The sequence below is a fragment of the Pseudomonas sp. URIL14HWK12:I6 genome, from assembly GCF_000514195.1.
GTDB lineage: Bacteria > Pseudomonadota > Gammaproteobacteria > Pseudomonadales > Pseudomonadaceae > Aquipseudomonas > Aquipseudomonas putida_A.
Map to the genome: position 1 here is coordinate 4,013 of NZ_AZVL01000014.1, position 26,062 is coordinate 30,074.

At 64.8% G+C, this 26,062-nt stretch carries 2 protein-coding genes (1 of these 2 only partly in view); both read right to left on the reverse strand.

Annotation, left to right across the window (positions count from 1 at the left end):
• Positions 1-17,823 carry a non-ribosomal peptide synthase/polyketide synthase gene (locus H043_RS0118675; RefSeq protein ID WP_027613124.1) on the reverse strand — a complete coding sequence of 5,941 codons (17,823 nt, stop codon included), beginning with the start codon at positions 17,821-17,823 and terminating at the stop codon, positions 1-3.
• Positions 17,820-26,062, reverse strand: partial view of a non-ribosomal peptide synthetase gene (locus H043_RS0118680; protein ID WP_027613125.1) — the 3' portion only. The gene runs 4,771 nt beyond the window's last position; 8,243 of the gene's 13,014 nt are visible here — the last part of the coding sequence; the start codon falls outside the window, past its right edge; its stop codon occupies positions 17,820-17,822. Before H043_RS0118680 ends, H043_RS0118675 begins: the two co-directional genes overlap by 4 nt.

Here is a 26,062-nt window from a genome sequence, read left to right on the forward strand (position 1 = left end):
TCAGGACAGCACTTCGCCGACCGTCAGCGCCAGGCCGTCATGCCACCACGCGGCGAAACTGAAGACGTTGGGCGCCTTGAGAATCGTGAAGTGATTGCCCGGCCCGTACCACACCGCCAGATCGCTGACCTGCCGCTGCCAGCCTTCAAGCACCGCCGCCTGTTCGCGCTGATTGCCCCACTCGTCCAGCGTCGGGTCATCGACTAGTACCAGCCGCACCGGCCCGGTATAGGCCAGTCGCGGTTGATAGACCGTGCGCAAGGCGCTGGCGAAGGTGCGTACCGGGCCATGCATCGCGTCCGGCGCCGCGCGCTCCGACAACACCCCGGCGCGCACCATGCCGTCGTGCAGCATGCGCAATTGCGTGGTGTCGTCAGCGTCGGCGAACAGCACAGGATCGATGCCCAGCGACTTGCCACAGGACAGTTGCAGGGTGTCGATCAGCCGTTGCAGCGCGGCAGTGGCGGTGTATGGTTTGCCCGCCGTGCCGTCACCGCCCGGTGCCTCGCTGTCGATCAACGTCAGCGAAGCCACCACGCGCCCGGCCGCCTGCAACTGCGCGGCCATGGCATGCGCGACCCAGCCGCCGAACGAATGACCGATCAGGTGCAGCGGCCCCTGCGGGTGGATCTGCTCGATGGCTTGCAGGTAGAACGCGGCAGCGGCTTCGACCGCGCTGTGCGGCACACTGACGCCGTCCAGCCCGCGCGGTTGCAAGCCGATGATCGGCCACTCCGGGCCGATCGCCTCGGTCAGGTGAATGAACCCGGTGACGCTGTCACCCGCCCCCGGCACACAGAAAATCGGCGCATGCCCCGACTGCCCGGTCTGAATCGTCAGCAGCGGTTGATACAGCGCCGGTTCCGGCGTCACCAGGGTTTCCAGCGCCTGGGTAATGGCCTGGCCAAGCGCTTGGATGTGCGGGTGCTTCATCATGGTCCGGTGATCGCCGGGGATGTCGATGCAACGCAGCAAGCCAATGTTGAAGCGCTCTTCCCAGCCGCGCGTCGGGCTCGGCAATGACTGGCCTTCCATCAGTTCCTGTGCACGGAACAGGTGGATCGGCTGGCTCGCCGGGCTGACCCGGTAATGCGCCAGCGCCAGACGATGCGCCGCTTCGCGATCAAAGTAATGCCAGGCGTCCGCCGCGCTGACCGTGGCCAGTTCCGGATCGGTCAGTTGCTGCGCCTGACAGCGCTTGAACAGCTCGGGGAAATCCAGCTGTTCGACTTGCGCTTCCAGCACTTGCACCGCCGCCAGCGCCGCCTCGGTTTCGGCACCCAGCATCAGCGAACGCCCTCGGCAATGGCCAAGTAACTGGCGCTTGTCGAGGCCCTCGCCGCTCCACATTGCCTTGTCCTGGGCGAGCGGGTTTGGCGCGTAGCTGTCGAGCATGCCGATGAAATCCACCGGCTCATCGAGGCCGAGCAATTGCTGCGCGACCTCATGCGCCAGCACCCCGCCGAACGACCAGCCCGCCAGCCGATACGGCCCGTGAGGCTGTACCGCGCGGATGATTCCGACCATGCGCTGCGCCATGCACTCAAGCGTGCGCAATTGCGCTTGCCCCAGCGGCACACCGGGCAAACCGTAAATCGGGAACTCGCCACCGATGTGCTGGGCCAGCGTCGGGAAATACACGTCCCTGCCGCTGAATTCATGCAGCAGAAACAGCGGCGTACCGTGCGCCCCGGCACGCACCACGACCAGCCCGTCAGGCTGACTGAGCGCCTCGCCCTGACTGAGCAGCGCGGCGGCAGACTCGATGCTCGGATACTGGAACAGCTCGGCCAGCGACAGTGGCAGCCCGGCCCGTTGCAGCAGATTGACCAGCTTCACCGCCAGCAACGAATGCCCACCGAGTTCAAAGAAGTTGTCGTGCCGTCCGACCTGTTCGACGCCAAGCACCTCGCCCCAGATCTGCGCCAGCGCGGTTTCGACTTCACCCTGTGGCGCCACGTATGGGCGGTTGATCACCGCGTCTGCACCCGGTTCCGGCAAGGCTTTGCGATCAATCTTGTCGTTTGGCGTCAGTGGCAACGCGTCGAGCAGCACAAACGCGCCCGGCACCATGTACTCCGGCAAACGCTCCAGCACATGGCTGCGCAAGGTATCCAACGATGGCGCGTCGATGCCGGCGCGCAAGCTGTACCAGGCCACCAGACGCTCATCGCGGACCATCACCACCGCCTCGCGAATCGCCGGATGCTCAATCAACCGCGCCTCGATTTCTCCCGGCTCCAGACGCAAGCCCCGCAGCTTGATCTGGAAGTCATTACGGCCGAGGAATTCCAGTTCCCCATGATTGTTGTAGCGCGCCAGATCCCCCGTTCGATACAGGCGATCACTCGGCACAAACGGGCTGTCGATGAAGCGCTCGGCCTGCATCTCCGGCAAGCCGTGATAACCACGTGCCACGCCGACGCCGCCGATGTGCAACTCACCGCTGACGCCTTGCGGCACCGGTTGTCCGTACGCGTCGAGCACGTACAGGCGTGTATTGCTCAAGGCTGTACCGATTGGCACCACGTTGTCCGGCACCGGCATGTCCGGCTCCAGCGTCCAGCCCGTGCTGTCCACCGTGGTTTCAGTCGGGCCATAAACGTTGTGCAAACGCACCCACGGCAGGCGATTACGCACTTGGCGGGCCAGCGCCGCGCTGAGTTCGCCGCCACCGTTGAGCACATCGGTCAGGCTGGTGCACTGTTCGACACCGTCCTGCTCAATGAACTGCTGCAATAGCGCCGGCACGAACTTGACCACCGTCACCTGCTGCTCGCGAATGGTCTGCACCACATACGCCGAATCGCGGTTGCCATCCGGTCGCGCCAGTACCAGGCGCATCCCGGAGCACAGCGGCCAGAAGATCTCCCACACCGAACTGTCGAAGCTGAACGGCGCCTTTTGCAGCAGCGCACCGTGTTCGGTCGGCGGACTGAGCTGCGAGCCCCAGTGCACCATGTTGCAGGCGCTGCGATGCTCGATCATCACGCCTTTCGGCAACCCGGTGGAGCCCGAGGTGTAGATCATGTAAGCGAGGTTCGAGGCGCTGAGACCAGGCACCTGCAAATCATGTTCCGGCAGGTGCTGCCAGGTACTGCGGTCAAGGTCGATCACCGTGGCGGCCGCCTCATCGAACAGTCCGCAAGTAGCGGTCTGCACTAGCACCGCGGTCGGCGCGCTGTCCTTGAGCATGTAGGCCAGACGCTCCACCGGATACCCCGGATCCAGCGGCACATAGGCACCACCAGCCTTGAGGATGCCGAGCAGACCAACGATCAGATCCAACCCGCGCTCGACGCAGATCGCCACCCGTGCATCCGGCTGCACACCGAGTTCGCGCAGATGCTGGGCCAAACGGTTAGCACGCTGATTGAGCTCGCGGTAGGTCAGGTTGCCTTGCGCGGACTGCAGCGCGACAGCGTCCGGTTTGCGCCGCACCTGCGCTTCGAACAAGCCGTGCAACGGCTGCTCCAGCGGACAATCAACGGCGCTGGCATTGAAATCGACCAGCAAACGCTGCTGCTCCTGCGGTGCGAGCAACGGCACTCGCGCAAGCACGGCCTGATCATCGTTGACCAACGCCGCCAGCAGCCGCTGGAAGTAGCCGACGAAACGCTGCACCGTCGACTCATCGAACAACGCCGTGGCGTAGCGCAACGAACCGCGAATGCCGTCGTGCGAATCGCCAAGACTCAGCGACAGATCGAATTTCACAAAATGGCTGTCGCCGGCCACCCCTTCCAGGGTCAGGTCGCCGAGGGTCAGGCTCGGATCGTCGTTGTTGTCCCAACTGAGCATGGTCTGGAACAACGCGCTGTGCGACAGGCTGCGGACCGGTTTGCTGATGTCCACCACTTGCTCGAACGGCAGATCCTGATGCGCCTGAGCGTCCAGAGTCCGCGCCTTGACCCGCGCCAGCAGCGCCTCGCCGCTCGGTTCGCCCGAGGTGTCGATGCGCAGCGCCAGGGTGTTGACGAACATGCCGATCAGGCCTTCGATCTCGGCCCGGGTACGGTTGGCCACTGGCGAGCCAATCACCACGTCGTCCTGCCCGGACAAACGGCTGAGCAACATCGCCCAGGCGCTCATGATCACCATGTACGGCGTCACCGCGCGACGCTGACACAAGGCTTTCAAACCGGCGCTCAAGTGTTGATCGAGCAGCATGTCGACGCGGCTGCCGGAATAGTCCTGCTGTGGCGGACGCGGACGGTCGGTGGGCAGGGTCAGCAGGGCTGGCGCGCCGGCCAGCGTCTGCTGCCAGTAATCGCTTTGACGCTGCAGCACCTCGCCGCTGAGCCAGCGCCGTTGCCACACCGCGTAGTCGGTGTATTGCAGCGCCAGCGACGGCAGCGGATCGTCTTCGCCACGGCTGAAGGCCTGATACAACGCGGCCAACTCGCGGGTCAGCACGCCCATCGACCAGCCATCGGCGATGATGTGGTGCAGCGTCAGCAACAGCACATGATGGTCGTCGGCCAGACGCACAAGACGTCCGCGCAGCAGCGCATCGTGCTGCAGATTGAACGAGGCGCAGGCCTGTTCCTCGATCAGGCCACGCAAGGCATTGTCAGCCTGCGGGTGCTGACGCAGGTCTTCTACCGCCAGCAACAAACTGCTCTCGGCCGGCAGAATCCGCACTTGCGGCTGATCGTCGATCTGGCTGAAACGGCTGCGCAGGGTTTCGTGACGGGCGACGATGCGTGCCAGTGCCCGTTGCAGCGCGTCCTCATCCAGCCGACCACGCAGGCGCAGACCGACCGGGATGTTGTAGGCGCTGTTGCCGCCGTCCATCTGCGCCAGGAACCACAGGCGTTGCTGAGCGAAGGACAGCGGCAATAGCTGATGACGCGGTGCCGGCAAAATCTCCGGCAAGGTGCTGCGCCCTGCCCGGCTCAGCACCTCGGCGACAGCGGCCAGCTCGGGGTTGGCGAACAGCTCGGCGAGTGTCAGCTCGACGCCCAACTGCTGGCGCACCTGCGACAGCATGCGCATCGCCAACAAAGAGTGCCCGCCCAGTTCGAAGAAGTTGTCGTGACGACCGACCTGTTCGAGCTGCAGCAAACCGGCCCAGATCCGCGCCAGATGTTCCTCCAGCGCCGAGATCGGCGCGACATACACCCGGCTGAGCATCGCTGCCTGGGTCGGCGCCGGCAGCGCCTTGCGGTCGACCTTGCCGTTGTTGTTCAACGGCAGGACATCCAGTTGCACCCACGCGCTCGGCACCATGTATTCCGGCAGTCGCGCCAGCAACTGCGCATGCAGATCGGCGCTGTCCAGGCGCCCGGCGTGCGCGGTGTAGTACGCCACCAGACGCGTGATGTCCTGACCATCGCGGCGCGCCAGCACCACCGCTTCCTTGATCCCTTGGCAGTTGAGCAGGCGGTTTTCGATTTCGCCCAGTTCGATACGGAAACCGCGAATCTTCACCTGATCGTCATTGCGCCCGATGCAATCGAGCTGCCCCGGTGCCAGCCAGCGTGCGAGGTCGCCGGTGCGATAAAGCAACGCACCCGGCTGCTCGCTGAACGGATCGCGCAGGAACTTCTCGGCGGTCAGATCGGCGCGATTCAGATAACCCAGCGCCACGCCCTGCCCGCCGATGTACAACTCGCCGGTCACGCCCATCGGCACCGGTTGCTGATGCGCGTCGAGCACATAAACCTGAGTGTTGGAGATCGGCGCGCCAATCGGCACGCTCTCGGCGTTTTCCGCCACTTCACGCACTTCGAAGGTGGTGGCGTAAGTGGTGGTTTCGGTCGGACCGTAGCAATGCACGATGCGCAGCGCCGGCGCCTCGGCCAGCAGTCGACGGAACGCCGCCGGGTCACCGCGCTCACCGCCACACAGCAGAATGCGCAAGCCTTTCAGCGCCTGCGGAATCAGCTGCACGTACTGGTTGAACAGCGCCGTGGTGACGAACAGCACAGTCGCCCCGGAGGCGCTCAATTCATGGCCGAACGCGTGCGGATCAAGCAGGGTCTGATGATCGAGCACCAGCACCCGCCCGCCGTTGAGCAGCGGCCCCCAGATGTCCATGGTACTCGCATCGAACGCCGGGTTGGAGGCGAATACCACGCGGTCCTGCGGGTTGAAATCGGCGTAACCGTTGTTCAGCACCAGGCGGCCGATGGCGCGGTGCGGCACCATCACGCCTTTCGGCGTGCCGGTGGAGCCGGAGGTGTACATGATGTACGCCAGCGACTCCGAGGACTGCGCCAGATTCGGGTTGTGCGTCGGTTGGCCGCTGAGGGTCAAGCGGTCGAGGTCGATGCGTGGCGCAGCGTAGTCGATGACTTCACTGCTGAGGGTCAGCAACGCCGCCGCGTGACAGTCTTCGACCATGAACGCCTGCCGCTCGCTCGGCGCATTGATATCCAGCGGCACATAGGCCGCCGCGCACTTGGCAATCGCCAGTTGCGCCACCAGCAATTCCAGCGAACGCGGCAACAGGATCGCCACGTGGTCGCCCGGCTGCACGCCCTGGCTGATCAAGTGATGCGCCAGACGGTTGGCCTGGGCGTTCAGTTCAAAGTAGCTCAGCGAATGCTCGCCATGCACCGCCGCCACCGCCTTCGGATGCGCCGCTGCCTGCTGCTGGAAAATCCCGTGCACGGTCAACGTCTGCGGGTATTCGCGTGCGGTGGCGTTGAACTCGTAGAGCAAGCGCTGACGCTCTGGCTCGGTGAGTAACGCCACCCGCTCCAACACCGTCTGCTCATCGCTGACCATCGCCGCCAGCAGGCGCTGCAGGTAGCCGACATAACGCTCGACGGTCGCTTGATCGAACAACGCCGTGGCGTACTCCAGCGATCCGCGAATCACCCCGTTGACCTCACCCAGGGTCAGGGTCAGGTCGAACTTGGCCACCTGGCCCGGCGCGGCCACACCTTCGAGGCGCAGATCGCCCAACGCCAGGTTCGGCCCCACGTTGCTGTCCCAGCTCAGCGTGCTCTGGAACAACGGGCTGTGCGCCAGACTGCGCGCCGGCCGGGTGATTTCCACCACTTGCTCGAACGGCAGATCCTGATGCGCCTGCGCCTCCAGCGTGCGCGCCTTGACCCGTGCCAGCAGCGTGGCCACGTTCGGTTCGCCCGAGGTGTCGATGCGCAGGGCCAGGGTGTTGACGAACATGCCGATCAGGCCTTCGATCTCGGCCCGGGTGCGGTTGGCCACCGGCGAGCCGATCACCACGTCGGACTGCCCGGACAAACGACTCAGCAACAGCGACCAGGCACTCATCAGGGTCATGAACAGGGTCACACCGTGCCGCTGACTCAGGGCTTTGAGCCCGGCGCTCAGGCGCTCGTCCAGCCGTACTTCGACGCTGCTGCCGGCAAAGTCTTGCTGTGTCGGACGCGGACGATCGGTGGGCAGGGTCAGCAACGCCGGCGCGCCGTCGAGGGTCTGCTGCCAGTAATCGCTCTGGCGCTGCAGCACTTCACCGCTGAGCCAGCGCCGCTGCCACACGGCGTAGTCGCCGTATTGCAGCGCCAGTGGTGGTAACGGATTCGGTTGCCCATGACTGAAGGCTTGGTACAGCGCCATCAGCTCACGGGTCAGCACGCCCATCGACCAGCCATCGGCGACGATGTGATGCACAGTCAGCAACAGCACATGGTGCTCGTCGGCCAGACGCAGCAGGCGTCCGCGAATCAGTGGATCGCTTTGTAGATCGAAGGCTGTCGCGGCTTCCTGCGCGAGCAGCGCCTGCACGCTGGCTTCGGCCTGCGGGTCCTGGCGCAGGTCTTCCACTTGCAACAGCAGACCGCTATCGACCGGTGCAATCGTCACCTGCGCCTGATCGTCGACGCTGACGAAGCGGCTGCGCAGGGTTTCGTGGCGCGCAACGATCTGCGTCAGCGCGCGCTGCAAAGCTTCGACATCGAGTTGCCCGCGCAGGCGCAGGCCAAGCGGAATGTTGTACGCCGAATTGCCGCCGTCCATTTGCGCGAGGAACCACAGGCGTTGCTGGGCGAAGGACAGCGTGCCGTCACGCGGCACCGCTACGATCTGCGGTTGGCTACTGACCTGCGCTACGCAAAGGCATTCGGCGACCGCCGCCAGTTCAGGGTTGGCGAACAGATCAGCCAGCACCAGCTCCAGCCCCAGTTGCTGACGCACCTGCGCGACCATGCGCATAGCCAGCAGTGAATGCCCGCCGAGTTCGAAGAAGTGATCATGGCGGCCAACCCGCTCGACCTGCAGCACCTCGGCCCAGATCTGCGCCAGCGCGGTTTCCAGCTCACCTTGCGGCTCGATGTATTCGCGGGTGAATAGCGCAGTCAGGTCAGGTTTCGGCAATGCCTTGCGATCAACCTTGCCATTGGCGGTCAGGGGTAACGCGTCGAGCCGGACAAACGCCGCCGGCACCATGTACTCAGGCAATTGCGTGAGCAGGTGCGCGCGCAGATCAGCGACGCTCAACGATGCGCCCTGCTCGGTGTAATACGCCACCAACCGTGGCTGACCGGGTTCGTCCTCACGGGCCAGCAACACCGCATCCTGAACACCGGGGAGCTGATTGAGCCGGGTTTCGATCTCGCCCAACTCGATACGCACGCCGCGGATTTTCACCTGATCGTCGTTGCGCCCGAGGTACTCGAGCGTGCCGTCCTCACGCCAGCGCGCAAGGTCGCCGGTGCGGTACATACGTGCATTTGGCAGGCTGCTGAACGGATCGCGCAGAAAGCGTTCGGTGGTCATCTGCGGACGGTTCAGGTAACCACGGGCCACGCCGGCACCTCCGACATACAACTCGCCGATCACCCCTAGCGGTACCGGGCGTTGCCGTGCGTCGAGCAGATACACCATGGCATTGCTCACCGGTTTACCGATATGCAGCACCTCGCCCGCCGCAATCAGGCCGGAGGTAGCAACCACCGTAGCCTCGGTCGGGCCATAGTTGTTGATCACCCGGAACGGCTGGTTACGGTTGAACTGACGCAGTCGATCGCCGCCGATCAACAGGGTTTTCAGGGTTGGATGCGCCGGCTCCTGACTGAAGGCGTATTCGGCCACCGGGGTCGGCAGGAAGCTCACGTCCAGCGGCTGCGCACGCCACCAGGCAAGCAGTGCGTCGATGTCTTCGTTGCCGTCATGGGTTGGCGCCAGATGCACGGTCGCACCCACGCACAGCGCCGGCCAGACCTCCCAGGCCATGGCGTCGAAACCGAACCCGGCCAGGCTTGAGGTATGGCTGCCGGCGTGCAGATCGAAGGCCGCGCAGTGCCAGTCCACGAGGTTGCTCAGCGTCTGGTGCTCGACCATCACGCCTTTCGGCAAACCGGTGGAGCCGGAGGTGTAGATCACGTAAGCCAGATGCTGCGGGCTCAGGGCCGGCAGCGATGGGTTGTCGATGCGCTCGTTTGACCATTGGCGCAGATCAAGGTCGATCAGCGGCACCGTCAATGCCGGCAGGCGTTCACGCAGATCGCTTTGGCTCAGCACCACGACGGGCGCACTGTCTTGCAGCAGATAGCTCAGGCGCTCCGCCGGGTGCGCCGGATCCACCGGCACATAACCGGCGCCGGCCTTGAGAATCGCCACCAGCCCGACCAGCGTATCGAGACCGCGCCGGGCGACGATGGCCACGCGGTCGTCAGGCTGTACACCCGATGCAATCAGATGATGCGCCAGACTGTTGGCCTGGCGGTTCAACTCGGCATAGCTCAGCGAAGCACCGGCAAACACCGCCGCCAGCGCCTGCGGTCGTTCAAGCGTTTGTTGCTCGAAACGCTGGGCAATCGTCAGTCTCTGTGGGTAATTGGCGCGGGTCGCGTTGAAGCTGTGCAACAACTGCTCGCGCTCCCCATCCGGCAGGATCGACAGGTGCTCGAAACCTTGGTGCGGCGCGCGTTCCAGCGCATCCACCAGCCTGTGCAAGGCGCATTGCAGATAGTCGCAGGTACGCCGCGCATCGATGCCGGCACCGGCCAGCGCCGTCAGGCTGAAGCCTTCACCGAGATCGTCGACACTGAGGGTCAGGCGATAGTTGCTGTGTTCTTCGGCCTCAAGCAATTGCATGCCTTGCCAGGCCGTTTGGGCCTCGGCAGAACCGCCCTGCGCCGAGGCACCATGACGATAATTGAACAACGAACTGAACAGCGGCGTGCTTGGCGCCATGGCGCTGCAATGCTGGATGCGCGCCAGTTGCGCGTGTTCGTGCTGCAGTAACTGACTGAGCCGTTGATGCGTCGCCAGTGCCGCGCCCTTGACGCTGTGCGCACGCAGATCGACGCGCAGCGGCAAGGTGTTGATGAACACCCCGAGCGCGCGTTCGGCGCCCTCGCCGCCCTGCAAGCGACCGAGCAATACCGTACCGAAAACCACGTCATCGCGACCGGACAACTGCCCCAGCACCTGCGCCCACGCCAGGTGCATCAGGCTCGCCGCGCTGACACCCAGACGCCGCGCCTGACTGCGCAGGTTGCGGCTCAGCGCGGTGTCGAGGCTCAACTGTGCCTGCGTGGCCAGCCCTTCCGGCGCCGGGTTCTGCCCGTAAGGCAAGGTTGGTTCGTCGACGTCACCGAGCATCTCGCGGAAGAACTCTTCGTGCTGCTGGTCGCTCATCCCCGACAGGGTATGCGCCACATAATTGCGATACGACACCGGCTCGGCCAGACGCTGCGGCTGGCCGCTGAGGAACGCCTGCATTTCGTGTTGCAGCACCTCCAGCGCCACGTGGTCCATCACCAGGTGATGAAACAGCAACAACGCCACCACACGCTGATTGGCGGCGTCCCACGCGTGCACCACGCGCATCAGCGGCGCCTGATTGACGGCCATGCGGTACTGCGCGGCGTCGAAGCGCCGGCGCAATTGCTCCAGCACATCGCCGTCCGCGCCATTCAGTTGCAGCGCTTCGCACGCCAGCGGCGCCTCACGCCAGACCACTTGCACCGGGTCTTGCAGTCCGTCCCAGAACAGCGAAGTGCGCAGGATGTCGTGGCGCTGGATTACGTTCTGCAAGGCTTGGGTGAAGCTGTTCAGGCGTTGCTCATCGGCAAACGCGAACTGCGCCTGCAACACATACGGATCGCCCTGTGCGGCGGACAAATGGTGGAACAGGATGCCGGTCTGCAACGGCGCCAGCGGATAAATATCCTGCACGTTGGCCGCACCGCCGGGGATGCTCGCGACGATGCGGTCGATGCTCGGCTGGTCGAGCGCCACCAGTGGCAACAGCTCGGGGGTGATGCGCGTGCAGTCCGCAGTGATCAGGTTGGCCGCGACTTCGGCCTCGGGCTCACCGCCCACGGCAGCGGCCAGCGCGGCGAGGGTCGGCTGGTTGAACAGCACGCGAATGTCGGCGCTCAGGCCGGCACGGCGCATCCGCGCCACCAGATTCACCGCCAGCAGCGAGTGACCACCGAGTTCGAAGAAATGGTCGTGGCGCCCTACCCGCTCAACCTTGAGCAATTCAGCCCAGAGCTGCGCGAGCGCGGTTTCCACTTCGCCGACCGGGGCTTCGTATTCACGGGCGGTCTGCGCCGCCAGATCGGGGGCCGGCAGCGCCTTGCGGTCAAGTTTGCCGTTGGGGCTCAGCGGCAATGCTTCGAGATGCACGAACACGGCGGGCACCATGTAGTCCGGCAGGTTTTCCAGCAAGTGGCCGCGCAGTTTTTCAATTTCCAGCGGTGCGCCGGTGTAGTACGCGACCAGACGCTTGTCGCCCGGCACGTCTTCGCGGGCCAGTACGGCGGCCTCCTGAATGCCGTCGATCTGGGTCAGGCGCGCCTGGATCTCGCCGAGTTCAATGCGCAGGCCACGGATCTTCACCTGATCGTCGTTGCGGCCCAGGTATTCGATATTGCCGTCCGGCAGATAGCGGGCGACGTCGCCGGTGCGGTACATCCGCCCGTTGCTCTGGAACGGATCGTCAAGGAAGCGTTCGGCGTTCAGTTCCGGGCGATTCAGATAACCGCGCGCCACCTGCACGCCGCCGATGTACAGCTCGCCGACCACGCCGTGCGGCACTGGTTGTTGCTGGGCATCGAGGATGTACATGCGGGTGTTGGCGATCGGTTTGCCGATCGGTGTGTTGTCCGGAGTGCTTTCCAGCGGCCCGGCGCAGTTCCACGCGGTCACGTCCACTGCCGCTTCGGTCGGGCCGTAGAGGTTGTGCAGTTCGCTGCCCGGCAGTTGCTGTTTGAAACGCCGCACCACGCTGCCCGGCAACGCTTCGCCGCTGCACATGACTTGCCGCAGGCTGCTGCAACGTGCGGTGTCGGCGTGGGCGAGAAAGACGTCGAGCATCGACGGAACAAAGTGCAGCGTGGTGATGTGTTCGCGTTCGATGATTTCGCTGAGGTATTGCGGATCCTTGTGCCCTTCAGGTCGGGCCATGACCAATCGGGCGCCAGTCATCAACGGCCAGAAAAACTCCCAGACCGACACGTCGAAGCTGAACGGGGTCTTTTGCAGCACCGTGTCAGTGGAACTCAGTTGGTAAGCGTCCTGCATCCACAGCAAGCGGTTGACCACCCCGGCATGTTCGTTGATCACGCCTTTCGGCTGGCCAGTGGAACCGGAGGTGTAGATCACGTAGGCGGTGTGCTGCGGGGTCAATTCAGCGAGCGGAAGGTTTTCCGTCGACAGCGATTGCCAATGCGGCAGATCCAGATCGATCACCGGCACGCCAACGTCACTGAGCAACGAACGCGTGGTTCCCTGCACCAGCACCGCCAGCGGCGCGCTGTCCTCCAGCATGTAAGCCAGACGCTCCAGCGGATACGCCGGGTCGAGCGGCACATAACCGCCGCCGGCCTTGAGGATCGCCAGCAGCCCGACCACCATGTCCAGATCGCGCTCGACGCAGATCGCCACCCGTGAGTCCGGCCCTACGCCCAATTCGCGCAGGCGCCGTGCCAGTTGATTGGCCCGGGCGTTGAGTTCGGCGTAGCTGAGTTGCTGCTCACCCGCGATCACGGCGGGCGCCAGAGGCGAGCGCACCACTTGCGCTTCGAACAGACCATGAATGGTCTGCTCAAGGTTGTAATCGACATCCGTGGCATTGAACTCGACCAGCAAGCGCTGCTGTTCTTCCGGCGCCAGCAGCGGCGCCTGTTCCAGCAGCGCCTGATCGTTGGCGACCATCGACTGCAACAGACGCTGGAAGTAACCGGTGAAGCGCTCGACCGTGCTCTGGTCGAACAATGCTGTGGCGTATTCCAGCGATCCGCGAATGATGCCGTTGGACTCACTGAGGCTCAGCGACAGGTCGAACTTGGCGAAGTGGCTCGGCTCGGCCACGCCCTCCAGCGTCAGTTCGCCGAGGGCCAGCGCCGGGCTTTCGAGGCCATCCCAACTGAGCAAGGTCTGGAACAACGGGCTGTGGGCCAGGCTGCGCACGGGCCGGGTGATTTCCACCACTTGCTCGAACGGCAGATCCTGATGCGCCTGCGCTTGCAGGGTTTGCGCCTTGACCCGCGCCAGCAGCGCTTCGACGCTCAGCTCGCCCGAGGTGTCGATGCGCAGCGCCAGGGTGTTGACGAACATGCCGATCAGGCCTTCGATTTCGGCGCGGGTGCGGTTGGCCACCGGCGAACCGATCACCACTTCAGCCTGCCCGGACAAGCGGCTGAGCAGCATCGCCCAGGCACTCATCAGCGTCATGTACAGGGTCACGCCGTGGCGTTGGCCCAAGGCTTTGAGCCCGGCGCTCAAGCGTTCGTCGAGCACTACGGCAACGCTGCTGCCGGCATAGTCCTGCTGCGCCGGGCGGGGGCGATCGGTCGGCAGCATCAGCAGCGCCGGAGCACCGGCGAGGGTCTGTTGCCAATATTCGCTCTGGCGCTGCAGCACTTCGCCGCTGAGCCAGCGTCGTTGCCATACCGCGTAGTCGGTGTATTGCAGCGCCAGTGGCGGCAATGGATCCGGCTGGCCGTGACTGAACGCCTGATACAGCGCCATCAGTTCACGGGTCAAAACGCCCATCGACCAACCGTCAGAGATGATGTGGTGCAGGGTCAGCAACAGCACATGGTGATCGTCGGCCAGGCGTACCAGTCGCCCGCGAATCAACGGATCGTCCTGCAAGTCGAACGGTCCGGAGGCTTCGCCCTGAATCAGCGCTTGCAGGGTTTCCTCGGGTTGCGGGTGCTGGCGCAGGTCCTCGACCCGCAGCAGCAGACCGGTATCCACCGGGGCAATCAGCACCTGCGCTTCGTCGTTGAATTGGGCGAAGCGGCTGCGCAGGGTTTCGTGGCGGGCGACGATCCGCGCCAGCGCGCGTTGCAGCGCTGCGTCGTCGAGACGGCCACGCAGCCGCAGGGCCACGGGAATGTTGTAGGCGGTGTTGGCGCCTTCCATTTGCGCGAGGAACCACAGGCGTTGCTGGGCGAACGACAGCGGCAACGCGCCGTCACGCGGGACCGGCACGATCTGCGGTTGCGCACAGCGCCCGGCCTCGTTGAGTACTGACGCGACCGCCGCCAGTTCAGCGTTGGCGAACAAATCGCTCAGCGCCAGCTCGACACCCAGGCGCTGGCGCACTTGCGAGACCATGCGCATCGCCAGCAACGAATGCCCGCCAAGTTCGAAAAAGTGATCCTGGCGCCCAACCCGCTCGACCTGCAGCACGTCGGCCCAGATCTGCGCCAGCGCGGTTTCCACCTCGCCTTCGGGCGCTGCGTACTCGCGAGTGAACAGCGCCGCGAGATCCGGCGCTGGCAAGGCCTTGCGGTCGACCTTGCCATTGGCGGTCAGCGGCAGCGCGGCGAGTTTGACGAACGCCGTCGGCACCATGTACTCCGGCAAACGGCTGAGCAATTGCGCGCGCAACTCGCCCACCGGCAACGCTTCGACCTGCGGCTGTTCGGTGAAGTAGGCCACCACTCGCGGCTGGCCGGGCTGGTCTTCGCGGGCCAGCAACACCGCCTCCTGAATGCCCGGCAACTGGTTGAGGCAGGTTTCGATCTCGCCCAGCTCGATGCGCACGCCACGGATCTTCACCTGATCGTCGTTGCGCCCCAGGTACTCGATGTTGCCGTCCTCGCGCCAGCGTGCAAGGTCGCCAGTGCGGTACATCCGTGCGTTCGGCGCGCGGCTGAACGGGTCACGCAGAAAACGCTCGGCGGTCATGTCCGGGCGATTCAGGTAGCCACGGGCGACCCCGGCACCGCCAACGTACAACTCGCCCGCCACGCCAAGCGGCACCGGGCGTTGTTGTTCGTCGAGCAGGTACACCGTGGCGTTGCTCAGCGGTTTGCCGATGTGCAGCGCATCGCCGCTTGCTACCCGCCCTGAAGTGGCGACCACTGTGGCCTCGGTCGGGCCGTAGTTGTTGATCACGTCGAAATGCTGGTTGCGATTGAACTGCCGCAAGCGGTCGCCGCCGATCAGCAGCGTGCGCAGGGTCGGGTGTTCGAGGTTCTGGCTGAAGGCGTATTCGGCCACCGGGGTCGGCAGGAAACTCACGTCCAGCGGCTGCGCGCACCACCACGCGAGCAAGGCATCGATGTCTTCGCCGCCCTCGTGAGTCGGCGCCAGATGCAGGGTCGCGCCCACGCACAGCGCCGGCCAGACTTCCCAGGCCATCGCATCGAAACCAAAGCCGGCGAGGCTTGAGGTGTGGCGCCCGGCGCAGAGGTCGAACGCCGTGCAGTGCCAGTCGACCAGATTGCTCAAGGTGTGATGCTCGACCATCACGCCTTTGGGCAAACCAGTGGAGCCGGAGGTGTAGATCACGTAGGCCAGGTTCGCGGTGCTCAGGCCCGGTACCTGCGGGTTTTGCGTAACCGTCAGCGGCCAGTTGCAGTGATCGAGGTCGAGCACCGGCACGTTTAGCGCCGGCAGTCGCTCGCGCAAATGACTTTGGGTCAGTACGGCGACTGGGGCGCTGTCGTCGAGCAGGTAGTTCAAACGCTCGGCCGGGTGCGCCGGGTCAATCGGCACGTAACCGGCACCAGCCTTGAGGATCGCCACCAGTCCGACCAGGGTGTCCAGCCCGCGACGGGCGACGATGGCGACACGGTCGTCGGGTTTCACGCCCAAACCGATCAGATGCTGTGCCAAGGCGTTGGCCTGACGATTGAGTTCGGCGTAGGTCAGTTGCGCGTCGGCAAACACTGCCGCCAGCGCGTCCGGCCGTTCGGCTACCTGTGCCTCGAAACGTTGCTGGATGGTCTGTGCAGCCGGGAAATCCACTTGAGTGGCATTGAACTCGAGCAGTACCTGCGCAAGCTCCGCCGCCGGCAGGATCGGCAGTTGATTGACCGGTGTCTGCGGCGCCTGCTCCAGCGCGAGCACGAGGTTTTCCAGCGCGCAGTGCAGGTAGTCGCAGATGCGCTGCGGATCGGTCTGGGTGCTGGCCAGCAGGGTCAGGCTGAATGCATCACCGAGGTCATCGACACTCATCGTCAACGGATAGTTGCTGCGCTCTTCGGAGTGCAACGTGGAGATACCGTCCCACGCCGCGAGGGTTTCGGCACTGGCGGTGGCGACGTTGTGGCTGTGGCGATAATTGAGCAGTGTGCTGAACAGCGGCGTCGGCGCCACCACGTGACTGCAGCGCTGAGCCAGGGCCAGCGGTGCGTGTTCGTGCCGCATCAGCGTGGTCAACCGGGCGTGGGTGGCGTTGACCGCCGCGCGCACGTCCTGCCTGTCGATGTTCACCCGCAACGGCAAGGTGTTGATGAAAATCCCCAGCGCCCGGTCAATCGCTTCGGCGCCCTGCATGCGGCCCATCAGCACGGTGCCGAACACCACTTGCTGCTTGCCGGTCAGCGCGGCCAGCACCTGCGCCCAGCCGAGGTGGAACAGGCTGGCGACACTGACGCCGAGCGTCCGTGCCTGCGCCCGCAAACGCTGGCCCAATAGCGCCGCAACCGGCACGCTGAGTTCGACGATTTCGCTGCCGTCACCTTGCACATCCTGCAAGCCGTAGGGCAGCGTCGGTTCGTCGATGTCGCTGAGCATCTCGCGGAAAAACGCCTCGTGCTCGGCCTCGCTGACGCCCAGACGTGCCTGCGCCACGTAGTTGCGAAACGGCACCGGGCGCCCGAGCAGCTCGCGCTGCCCGGTGAGGCAGGCGCGCATTTCGTGGCGCACCACGTCGAGGGCCGAGTGGTCGAGCGCCATGTGATGGAACAACAGTGTGGCGATCACCCGTTGCCCCGCTTCATCCCAGGCGTAGGCCAGACACATCAGCGGTGCCTGGGTGACGTCGAGGCGGAAGTGCCGGGCGTCGAAGCGCTCATGCAGATACGCCAGCACGTCGCCATTTGCATCAGGCAACGTCACCTCTTCCACTGGCAGTTCGGCCCGGCGCCAGACCACCTGCACCGGCGCGTCCAGCCCTGCCCAATGCACAGCGGTGCGCAGAATGTCATGGCGATCGATCACCGCTTGCAGCGCTTGAGCGAACGCTTGAAAACGCTCGCGGCTGGCGAAGGCGAAATGCGATTGCATGACATACGGATCACCGTCACCGCCACTCACGTGGTGATACAGGATGCCTTCCTGCAGCGGCGCCAGCGGGTAGATGTCCTGCACATTGGCTGCGCCGCCGGGGACTTGTGCGACGAGGTGGTCGATGGTCGCCTGGTCGAGTTCGACCAGCGTCAGCATCGCCGGGGTGATGTGCGTGGTGCCCGAGACGATGCCATTGGCCGGCACCTCGACCTGGCCGTGCTTGCTGGCCGAGTACTGCCCGGCCTTGATCAGTTCGATCAGCGCCGGTTTGTGCTCGCGCAACAGCGCCAGCAACGCCGGGTCGTTCAACGCCTGCTTGTTGCCATTGACCCGCAATTGGTCGTCCGCGACCGCCAGCTGGATATCTTTAGCCTTCAATGTGGCCAACAGTTCGATCACGTTCACAGGACGATCTCCATTCGTTCGGTAATTGCGGCGTAGCCGGCCAGGGTCGGATGTTCGAACAGCGACCTGACATCGGCTTCCATGCCTTCCTGACGCAAGCGGCCGATCAGACTGACCGCCAGCAGCGAGTGACCACCCAGTTCAAAGAAATGATCGTTGCGCCCCACCCGCTCGACGTTGAGCAACTCGGCCCAGAGCCGTGCGAGGGTGATTTCCACCTCGCCCACCGGGGCTTCATATTCGCGCACAGGCAATGCGGCCTGATCCGGGGCCGGCAGCGCCTTGCGGTCGAGTTTGCCGTTGGGGCTCAGTGGCAATGCATCGAGATGCACGAACAGCGCAGGCACCATGTAGTCCGGCAGATGCTCCAGCAAGTGGCTGCGCAGCACGTCGATTTCCAGGCGTGCCCCGGTGTAGTACGCCACCAGACGCTTGTCGCCGGATGCATCTTCGCGGGCGAGCACGGCGGCTTCCTGAATGCCGTCGATCTGGGTCAAACGCGCCTGAATCTCGCCGAGTTCGATGCGCAAGCCACGGATCTTCACCTGATCGTCGTTGCGGCCCAGGTATTCGATATTGCCGTCCGGCAGATAGCGGGCGATGTCGCCGGTGCGGTACATGCGTCCATTGGACTGGAACGGATCGGTGAGGAAGCGCTCGGCGTTCAGTTCCGGGCGATTCAGATAACCGCGCGCCACCTGCACGCCACCGATGTACAGCTCGCCGACCACGCCGTGCGGCACCGGTTGTTGCTGGGCATCGAGGATGTACATGCGGGTGTTGGCGATCGGTTTGCCGATCGGCGTGTTGTCCGGGGTGTATTCCAACGGCCCGGCGCAGTTCCACGCGGTCACGTCCACCGCGGCTTCGGTCGGGCCATAGAGGTTGTGCAATTGGCTGGCCGGCAGTTGCTGTTTGAAACGCCGCACCACGCTGCCCGGTAACGCTTCGCCGCTGCACATGACTTGCCGCAGACTGCTGCAGCGTGCGGTGTCGGCGTGGGCGAGAAAGACGTCGAGCATCGACGGAACAAAGTGCAGTGTGGTGATGTGTTCGCGTTCGATGATTTCGCTGAGATACAGCGGATCCTTGTGTCCCTCGGGCCGGGCCATGACCAATCGGGCGCCAGTCATCAACGGCCAGAAGAACTCCCAGACCGAGACGTCGAAGCTGAACGGGGTTTTCTGCAACACCGTGTCGCTGGCGGTGAGTTGATAGGCGTCCTGCATCCACAGCAGGCGGTTGACTACCCCGCTGTGCTCATTGATCACGCCTTTCGGTTGGCCAGTGGAACCGGAGGTGTAGATCACGTAAGCGGTGTGCTGCGGGGCCAGTTCGGTTATCGCAAGATTGTCTATCGGCAGCGCTTGCCAATGCGGCTGATCCAGGTCGATCACCGGCACGCCAACGTCACCGAGCAACGAGCGCGTCGTTCCCTGCACCAGCACCGCCAGCGGCGCGCCGTCCTCCAGCATGTAGGCCAGTCGTTCCAGCGGATACGCCGGATCCAGCGGCAGATAACCGCCACCGGCCTTCAGGATCGCCAGCAGCCCGACCACCATGTCCAGACCGCGCTCGACGCAGATCGCCACCCGTGAGTCCGGCCCTACGCCCAATTCGCGCAGGTGCCGCGCCAGTTGATTGGCCCGGGCGTTGAGTTCGGCATAAGTCAGTGGCTGTTCATCAGCGGCCACCGCTGGTGCCCAAGGCGTGCGCGCCACTTGCGTCTCGAACAAGCCGTGAATGGTTTGCTCAAGGTTGTAATCGACCTCCGTGGCGTTCAGGCCGAACAGCAGATGCTGACGCTCGGCATCCGCCAGCACCGACAGACGATTTAACGCCTGCTGCGGAGTCTGCTCCAGCGCTTCGACCAGCCCCGCCAACGCCTGCTGCATGTAGCCACACAGCCGCGCCGCGCCAATCGGCGAAGGGGTCATGGCCGTGAGATCAAAGCCCTGACCGAGGTCATCGACGTTGAAACTCAGCGGATAGTTGGTGCGCTCCTCGCTGGAGAGGTTTTCGATGCCTTGCCAGGCCAAGCGATTGGCTTGCAACTGTTCCGCGCTGACGCTGTGCCGGTAGTTGAGCATGGCGCTGAACAGCGGCGACGGCGCGGCCACCCCGCTGCAACGCTGGGCCAATGCCAGTGACGCATGTTCATGGCCGAGCAATGCGGTCAGTTGCGCATGGGTGGCGCGCACCCCGGCACGCACCGAAACATCGCCTAAATCCACCCGCAGCGGCAGCGTGTTGATGAACATTCCCAGACCACGATCAGCGCCGGTACCGCCCTGCATCCGCCCCAGCAGCACGGTGCCGAACACCACGCGCTCATGTCCGGAAGTCGCCGCCAATACCTGGGCAAATGCCAGATGGAACAGGCTCGCGACACTCACGCCCATCTGCCGCGCCTGGCTGCGCAGGCGCCGCGCCACGGCGTCGGGCAGGCGCTGACGGACTTCTTCGATGTCATGGCCGTCACCGTGCACGTCCAGCAGACCGAACGGCAGCGTTGGCTCGTCAATCTCGCCAAGCATCGCGCGGAAGAACGCTTCATGCTCCTGCTCGCTGACGCCCAGCCGGGTCTGCGCCACGTAATTGCGATACGGCACGGCGGGTATCAGCGCTTCGCCGTGACCGAAGAGCAGCGCCTGCAGTTCCTGCTGCACCACTTCCAGCGCCGTGTGATCCATGGCGATGTGATGGAACAGCAGCATGGCGACCACTCGATCATTGGCCGGGTCTTGTGTATACACCAGGCGAATCAACGGCGCCTGACTGAGGTCGATGCGGTAATGCCGCGCGTCGAAACGCTCATACAACTGCGCCAGAACATCACCGGCCGCCGGGTCGAGGGCTACTTCCTGCACCGGCAGCTCGGCTTCACGCCAGACCACTTGCACCGGCATCGCCAACCCTTCCCAGACCACGCCGGTGCGCAGGATGTCGTGCCGGGTCATGACCTGACGCAGCGCGGCGGCAAAGGCCTGCAAGCGTTCAAGGCTGTCGAATGCCAGGCGCGATTGCAGCAGATATGGATCGCCCTGCCCGGCGCTCAAGTGGTGATAAAGAATGCCTTCCTGCAAGGGCGCCAGCGGATAAATGTCCTGCACGTTGGCGGCACCGCCCGGCACCGTGGCCACGATACGCTCGATGCTCTGCTGATCCAGTTGCAACAGGGTCAGCATGTCTGGAGTGATATGCGTGCAACCGAGTGGAATCAGGTTGGCCGGCACCGCGACTTCGCGACCGCTGCCGACGGCGGCCGCCAGCGCGGCGAGGGTTGGCTGGCTGAACAGCACGCGCACGTCGGTACTCAGGCCGAGCTGACGCATGCGCTCGACCAGGGTCACCGCCAGCAGCGAATGTCCGCCCAGTTCAAAGAAGTTGTCGTGCCGCCCGACCTGTTCAACTTGCAGCACCTCGGCCCAGACCTGCGCCAGCGCGGTTTCCACCGGCCCTTGCGGCGCTGCGTATTCGCGGCTGAGCCAGGCGTCCTGATCCGGTTCGGGCAAGGCCTTGCGGTCGAGTTTGCCGTTGGCGGTCAGCGGCAGCGCCGGCAGGCGCACGTAGGCGGCGGGCACCAGTGCCTGCGGCAAACGTGCTTGCAGATGCTGGCGCAGCTCTTCGATTTCTACCGCAGTGCGCGCGGTGAACCAGGCGATCAAGAGCGCCTCGCGCACCTGCACCACCGCGTCCTGCACCGCCGGATGGCTGGACAGCGCGGCTTCGATTTCACCCAGTTCCACCCGCACGCCGCGCAGTTTGACCTGATCGTCGTTACGCCCCAGATACTCGATATTGCCGTCGGCCAGCCAGCGCGCGAGGTCACCGGTGCGGTACATGCGCGCCTGCGGTTCGTCACTGAACGGGTCTTCGAGGAAGCGTTCGGCGGTCAGCTCGGGACGGTTCAGATAACCACGGGCCACACCCGCGCCACCGACGTACAGCTCGCCCGCCACGCCAACCGGCACCGGACGTTGTTGTTCGTCGAGCAGGTAGATTCTGGCGTTGCTCATCGGTCGGCCGATGTGCAGCAATTGCCCGGCATGGATTTGCCCTGAAGTCGCAACCACCGTGGCCTCGGTCGGGCCGTAGTTGTTGATGACGTCAAAGGTCTGCCCACGCGAGAACTGGCGCAACTTGTCGCCACCGATCAACAGCGTGCGCAAGGTCGGGTGACCCAGCTCACGACTGAAAGCGTATTCGGCAATCGGCGTCGGCAGGAAGCTCACTTGCAACGGCTGCGCGCGCCACCAGTCGAGCAGTTCATCGAGGTGTTCGTTGCTGATCGACGGCGGCGGCAGGCGCAGGGTCGCGCCGACACACAGCGCCGGCCAGACCTCCCAGGCCATCGCGTCGAAACCGCAACCGGCGACGCTGGCGGTGTGGCTGCCGGCGCGCAGGTCGAACGCCTCGCAGTGCCAGTGCACAAGGTTTTCCAGGGTTGCGTGTTCGACCATCACGCCTTTCGGCTGACCGGTCGAACCCGAGGTGTAGATCACGTAGGCCAGATGCGCCGGGGTCAGCGTCGGCAGTTGCGGATTGGTAGCCGGCAGGTGCTGCCAGAGGGCGTTGTCCAGATCGATCACCGGCACTCGACCCAGCAGCTCGCGGGTCGCGCCCTGCGCCAGCACCGCCACCGGATCGCTGTCCTGCAACAGGTAGGCGATGCGCTCCGCCGGGTACGCCGGGTCGATTGGCACGTAACCGGCGCCGGCCTTGAGAATCGCCAGCAGCGCCACCAGCATCTGCGGGCTGCGTTGCAGGCACACGGCAATCCGGTCGTCCGGCTGCACGCCGAGGCCGAGCAAGTGATGCGCCAGGCGATTGGCCTGCTGATTGAGTTGCGCATAAGTCAGTTGCTGCGTGCCCTGGACCACCGCCAGTGCCTGTGGCTGCTGCTCGGCCTGCGCTTGCACCAGCGCCTGAATCGTTGCGCCGCGCGGGTATGCCGCCGCCGTCGGGTTGAAACCGATCAGCAAGCGTTCGTATTCCTCGACCGAAAGAATCGGCAAGCGGTTGAGCGGACGTTGCGGCGCCTGTTCCAGTGCGTGCACCAGATGCTCCAGCGCGGTGTGCATGTAGCCGCAGATCCGTTGCGCGCCGATCTGCGCCAACGCCAGCACGGACAGGGAAAAGTCTTCGCCGAGATCGTCGACGCTGAGGGTCAGCGGATAGTTGCTGCGCTCTTCGCCGCCGAGCAATTGCACGCCTTCCCAGATGCCCTGACCGTCACGCGGCTGCGCTTCGGCAGCGGTATGCCGGTAGTTGAGCAAGGCGCTGAACAGCGGCGCGCCGGACACCGCGCTGCAACGCTGGGCCAGCGCCAGTGGCGCGTGTTCATGGGCCAGCAGCGCGGTCAGCCGTGCGTGGGTGGTTTTGACTGCAGAGCGCACGCCTTCGCTGACATCCACCCGCAGCGGCAAGGTGTTGATGAACACGCCGAGGGTGCGATCCGCGCCCTCACCGCCCTGCATCCGCCCCAACAGCACCGTGCCGAAGACCACGTCACGGCGGTTGGCAAGCACGCCCAGCACTTGCGCCCAGGCCAGGTGCATCAGGCTCGCCGGGCTGACGCCGAGTTGCCGGGCCTGCTCGCGTATACGCAGGGTCAACCCGGCATCGACGGCTTGCTGCGCCTCCTCGATGGCGCCGCCATCGCCTTGCACGTCGTGCAGACCGAACGGCAGAGTCGGTTCGTCGATATCGCCGAGCATGTCGCGGAAGAACGTTTCGTGCTCCCGTTCGCTGGCCCCCAGACGCGCCTGCGCCACGTAGTTGCGATACGGCATCGGCGTGCCGAGGCTGTCGGCCTGATTGAACATGAACGCGCGCATTTCCTGGCCCACCACCTCCATGGCGGTGTGGTCGAGAATCAAGTGCTGGAACAGGATGATCGCCACCACCCGTTGCTGCGCCGGGTCCTCGGCGTAGACGATGCGCATCAGGGGTGCCTGGCTCAGGTCGAGGCGGTTGTGCCGGGCGTCGAAGCGCGCGTGCAACTGTTCGAGAACGTCGCCCTGCGCCGGATCCAGCGGCACCGCTTGCACCACCAGCGGCGCCTGACGCCAGACCACTTGCTGCGGACTCGCCAGCCCTTCCCAGACCACACTGGTGCGCAGAATGTCGTGACGCGCGATGACCTGCTGCAAGGCTTGGCTGAAGGTGCGCAGGCGCTCGACGCTGTCGAAGATCAGCCGCGATTGCAGCAGGTACGGATCGCCCTGTTCGGCGCTCAAGTGGTGGTAAAGAATGCCTTCCTGCAAGGGTGCCAGCGGGTAGATGTCCTGTACGTTGGCGGCACCACCCGGCACCGTGGCGACGATGCGCTCGATGCTCGCTTGATCGAGTTCAGTCAGGCTGAGCATGTCCGGGGTGATGTGCGTGCAGCCCGGCGGAATGCGGTTGGCCGGCACCTCGATTTCGCGACCGCTGCCCACAGCGGCGGCCAGTGCGGCCAGAGTCGGCTGATTGAACAGCACGCGCACGTCGGCCGCGAGGTCAATCTGGCGCATGCGTTCGATCAGGCTCACTGCCAACAGCGAATGCCCGCCCAATTCGAAGAAGTTGTCGTGACGCCCGACCCGCTCGACTTTCAGCACGTCGATCCAGATCTGCGCCAGCGCGGTTTCCACCGCACCCTGTGGCGCTTCATATTCGCGGCTGGGCCACGCGCCCTGCTCCGGCTCCGGCAAGGCCTTGCGGTCGATCTTGCCGTTGGCGGTCAACGGCAATGCGTCCAGACGCACGTAAGCCGCCGGTAGCAGCGCATCCGGCAAGCGAGCCTGTAAATGCGTGTGCAACAGTTGAATATCGACCGCCGTACGCTCGGTGAACCACGCAATCAGCCGCTCGTCGCGAACCAGAACCACCGCCTCCCGCAGCGCCGCGTGGCTGCCGAGCGCAGCTTCGATTTCACCGAGCTCGATACGCACACCACGCAGTTTGACCTGATCGTCGTTGCGCCCCAGGTACTCGATGTTACCGTCGGCCAGCCAACGCGCCTGATCGCCGGTGCGGTACATGCGCGCCTGCGGCTCGTCGCTGAACGGATCGAAGAGGAACTGCGCAGAGCTCAGCTCGGGGCGATTCAGATAACCGCGCGCCACACCCGCCCCGCCGACATACAACTCGCCCGCCACACCCACCGGCACCGGGCGCTGCTCGGCGTCCAGTACATAGATTTTGGCGTTGGCGATCGGGCGGCCGATATGCAGCGGCTGATCCAGCGAGACCGGTCCCGAGGTGGCGACCACCGTGGCTTCGGTCGGGCCATAGTTGTTGATCACCTCGAAGGTTTGCGCGCGACTGAACTGACGCAGTCGGTCGCCGCCAATCAGCAGCGTACGCAAGGTCGGGTGCTGCAATTGCCGGCTGAACGCGTATTCGGCCACCGGCGTCGGCAAGAAGCTGACCTGCAACGGCTGCGCGCACCACCAGTCGAGCAGCTCGTCGAGGTGCTCGTTGCGGATCGACTGCGGCGGCAGGTGCAAGGTCGCGCCGACACACAGTGCCGGCCAGACTTCCCAGGCCATGGCATCGAAACCGAAGCCGGCGACGCTCGCGGTCTGGCTGCCGGCCTGCAAGTCGAAGGCTTCCGCGTGCCAGTGCACGAGGTTTTCCAGGGTCGCATGCTCGACCATCACCCCTTTCGGTTGGCCAGTGGAGCCGGAGGTGTAGATCACGTAAGCCAGATGGTTCGGGGTTAATGCCGGCACCTGCGGATTGGCATCCGACAGGTGCTGCCAGAGGTCGCGGTCCAGATCGATGACCGGCACGCCACCGAGCAGATCGCGGGTCGCTGCCTGCGCCACGACGGCCACCGGGGCGCAGTCCTGCAACAGATAGGCGATGCGTTCCGGTGGATACGCCGGATCGACCGGCACATAACCGGCGCCGGCCTTGAGGATCGCCAGCAGCGCGACCAGCATGTCCGGGCTGCGCCGGGCGCACAGGGCGACCCGGTCATCGGGCTGCACGCCCAGTCCGATCAGGTGATGCGCCAGGCGATTGGCCCGCTGATTGAGCTCGCCATAGCGCAACTGCTGCGCGCCTTGCACCGCCGCCAATGCCTCGGGGTGCGCGGCCGCCTGGGCCTCGAACAAACGCTGCACGGTTTGCGCCGGCGGGTATTGGCGACCAGTGATGTTAAACCCGACCAGGACCCGCTGGCGTTCGCTCGGCGACAGCACCGAGATCTGCCGCAGCGGCATTGCTGGCGTGTGCTCCAGCGCCG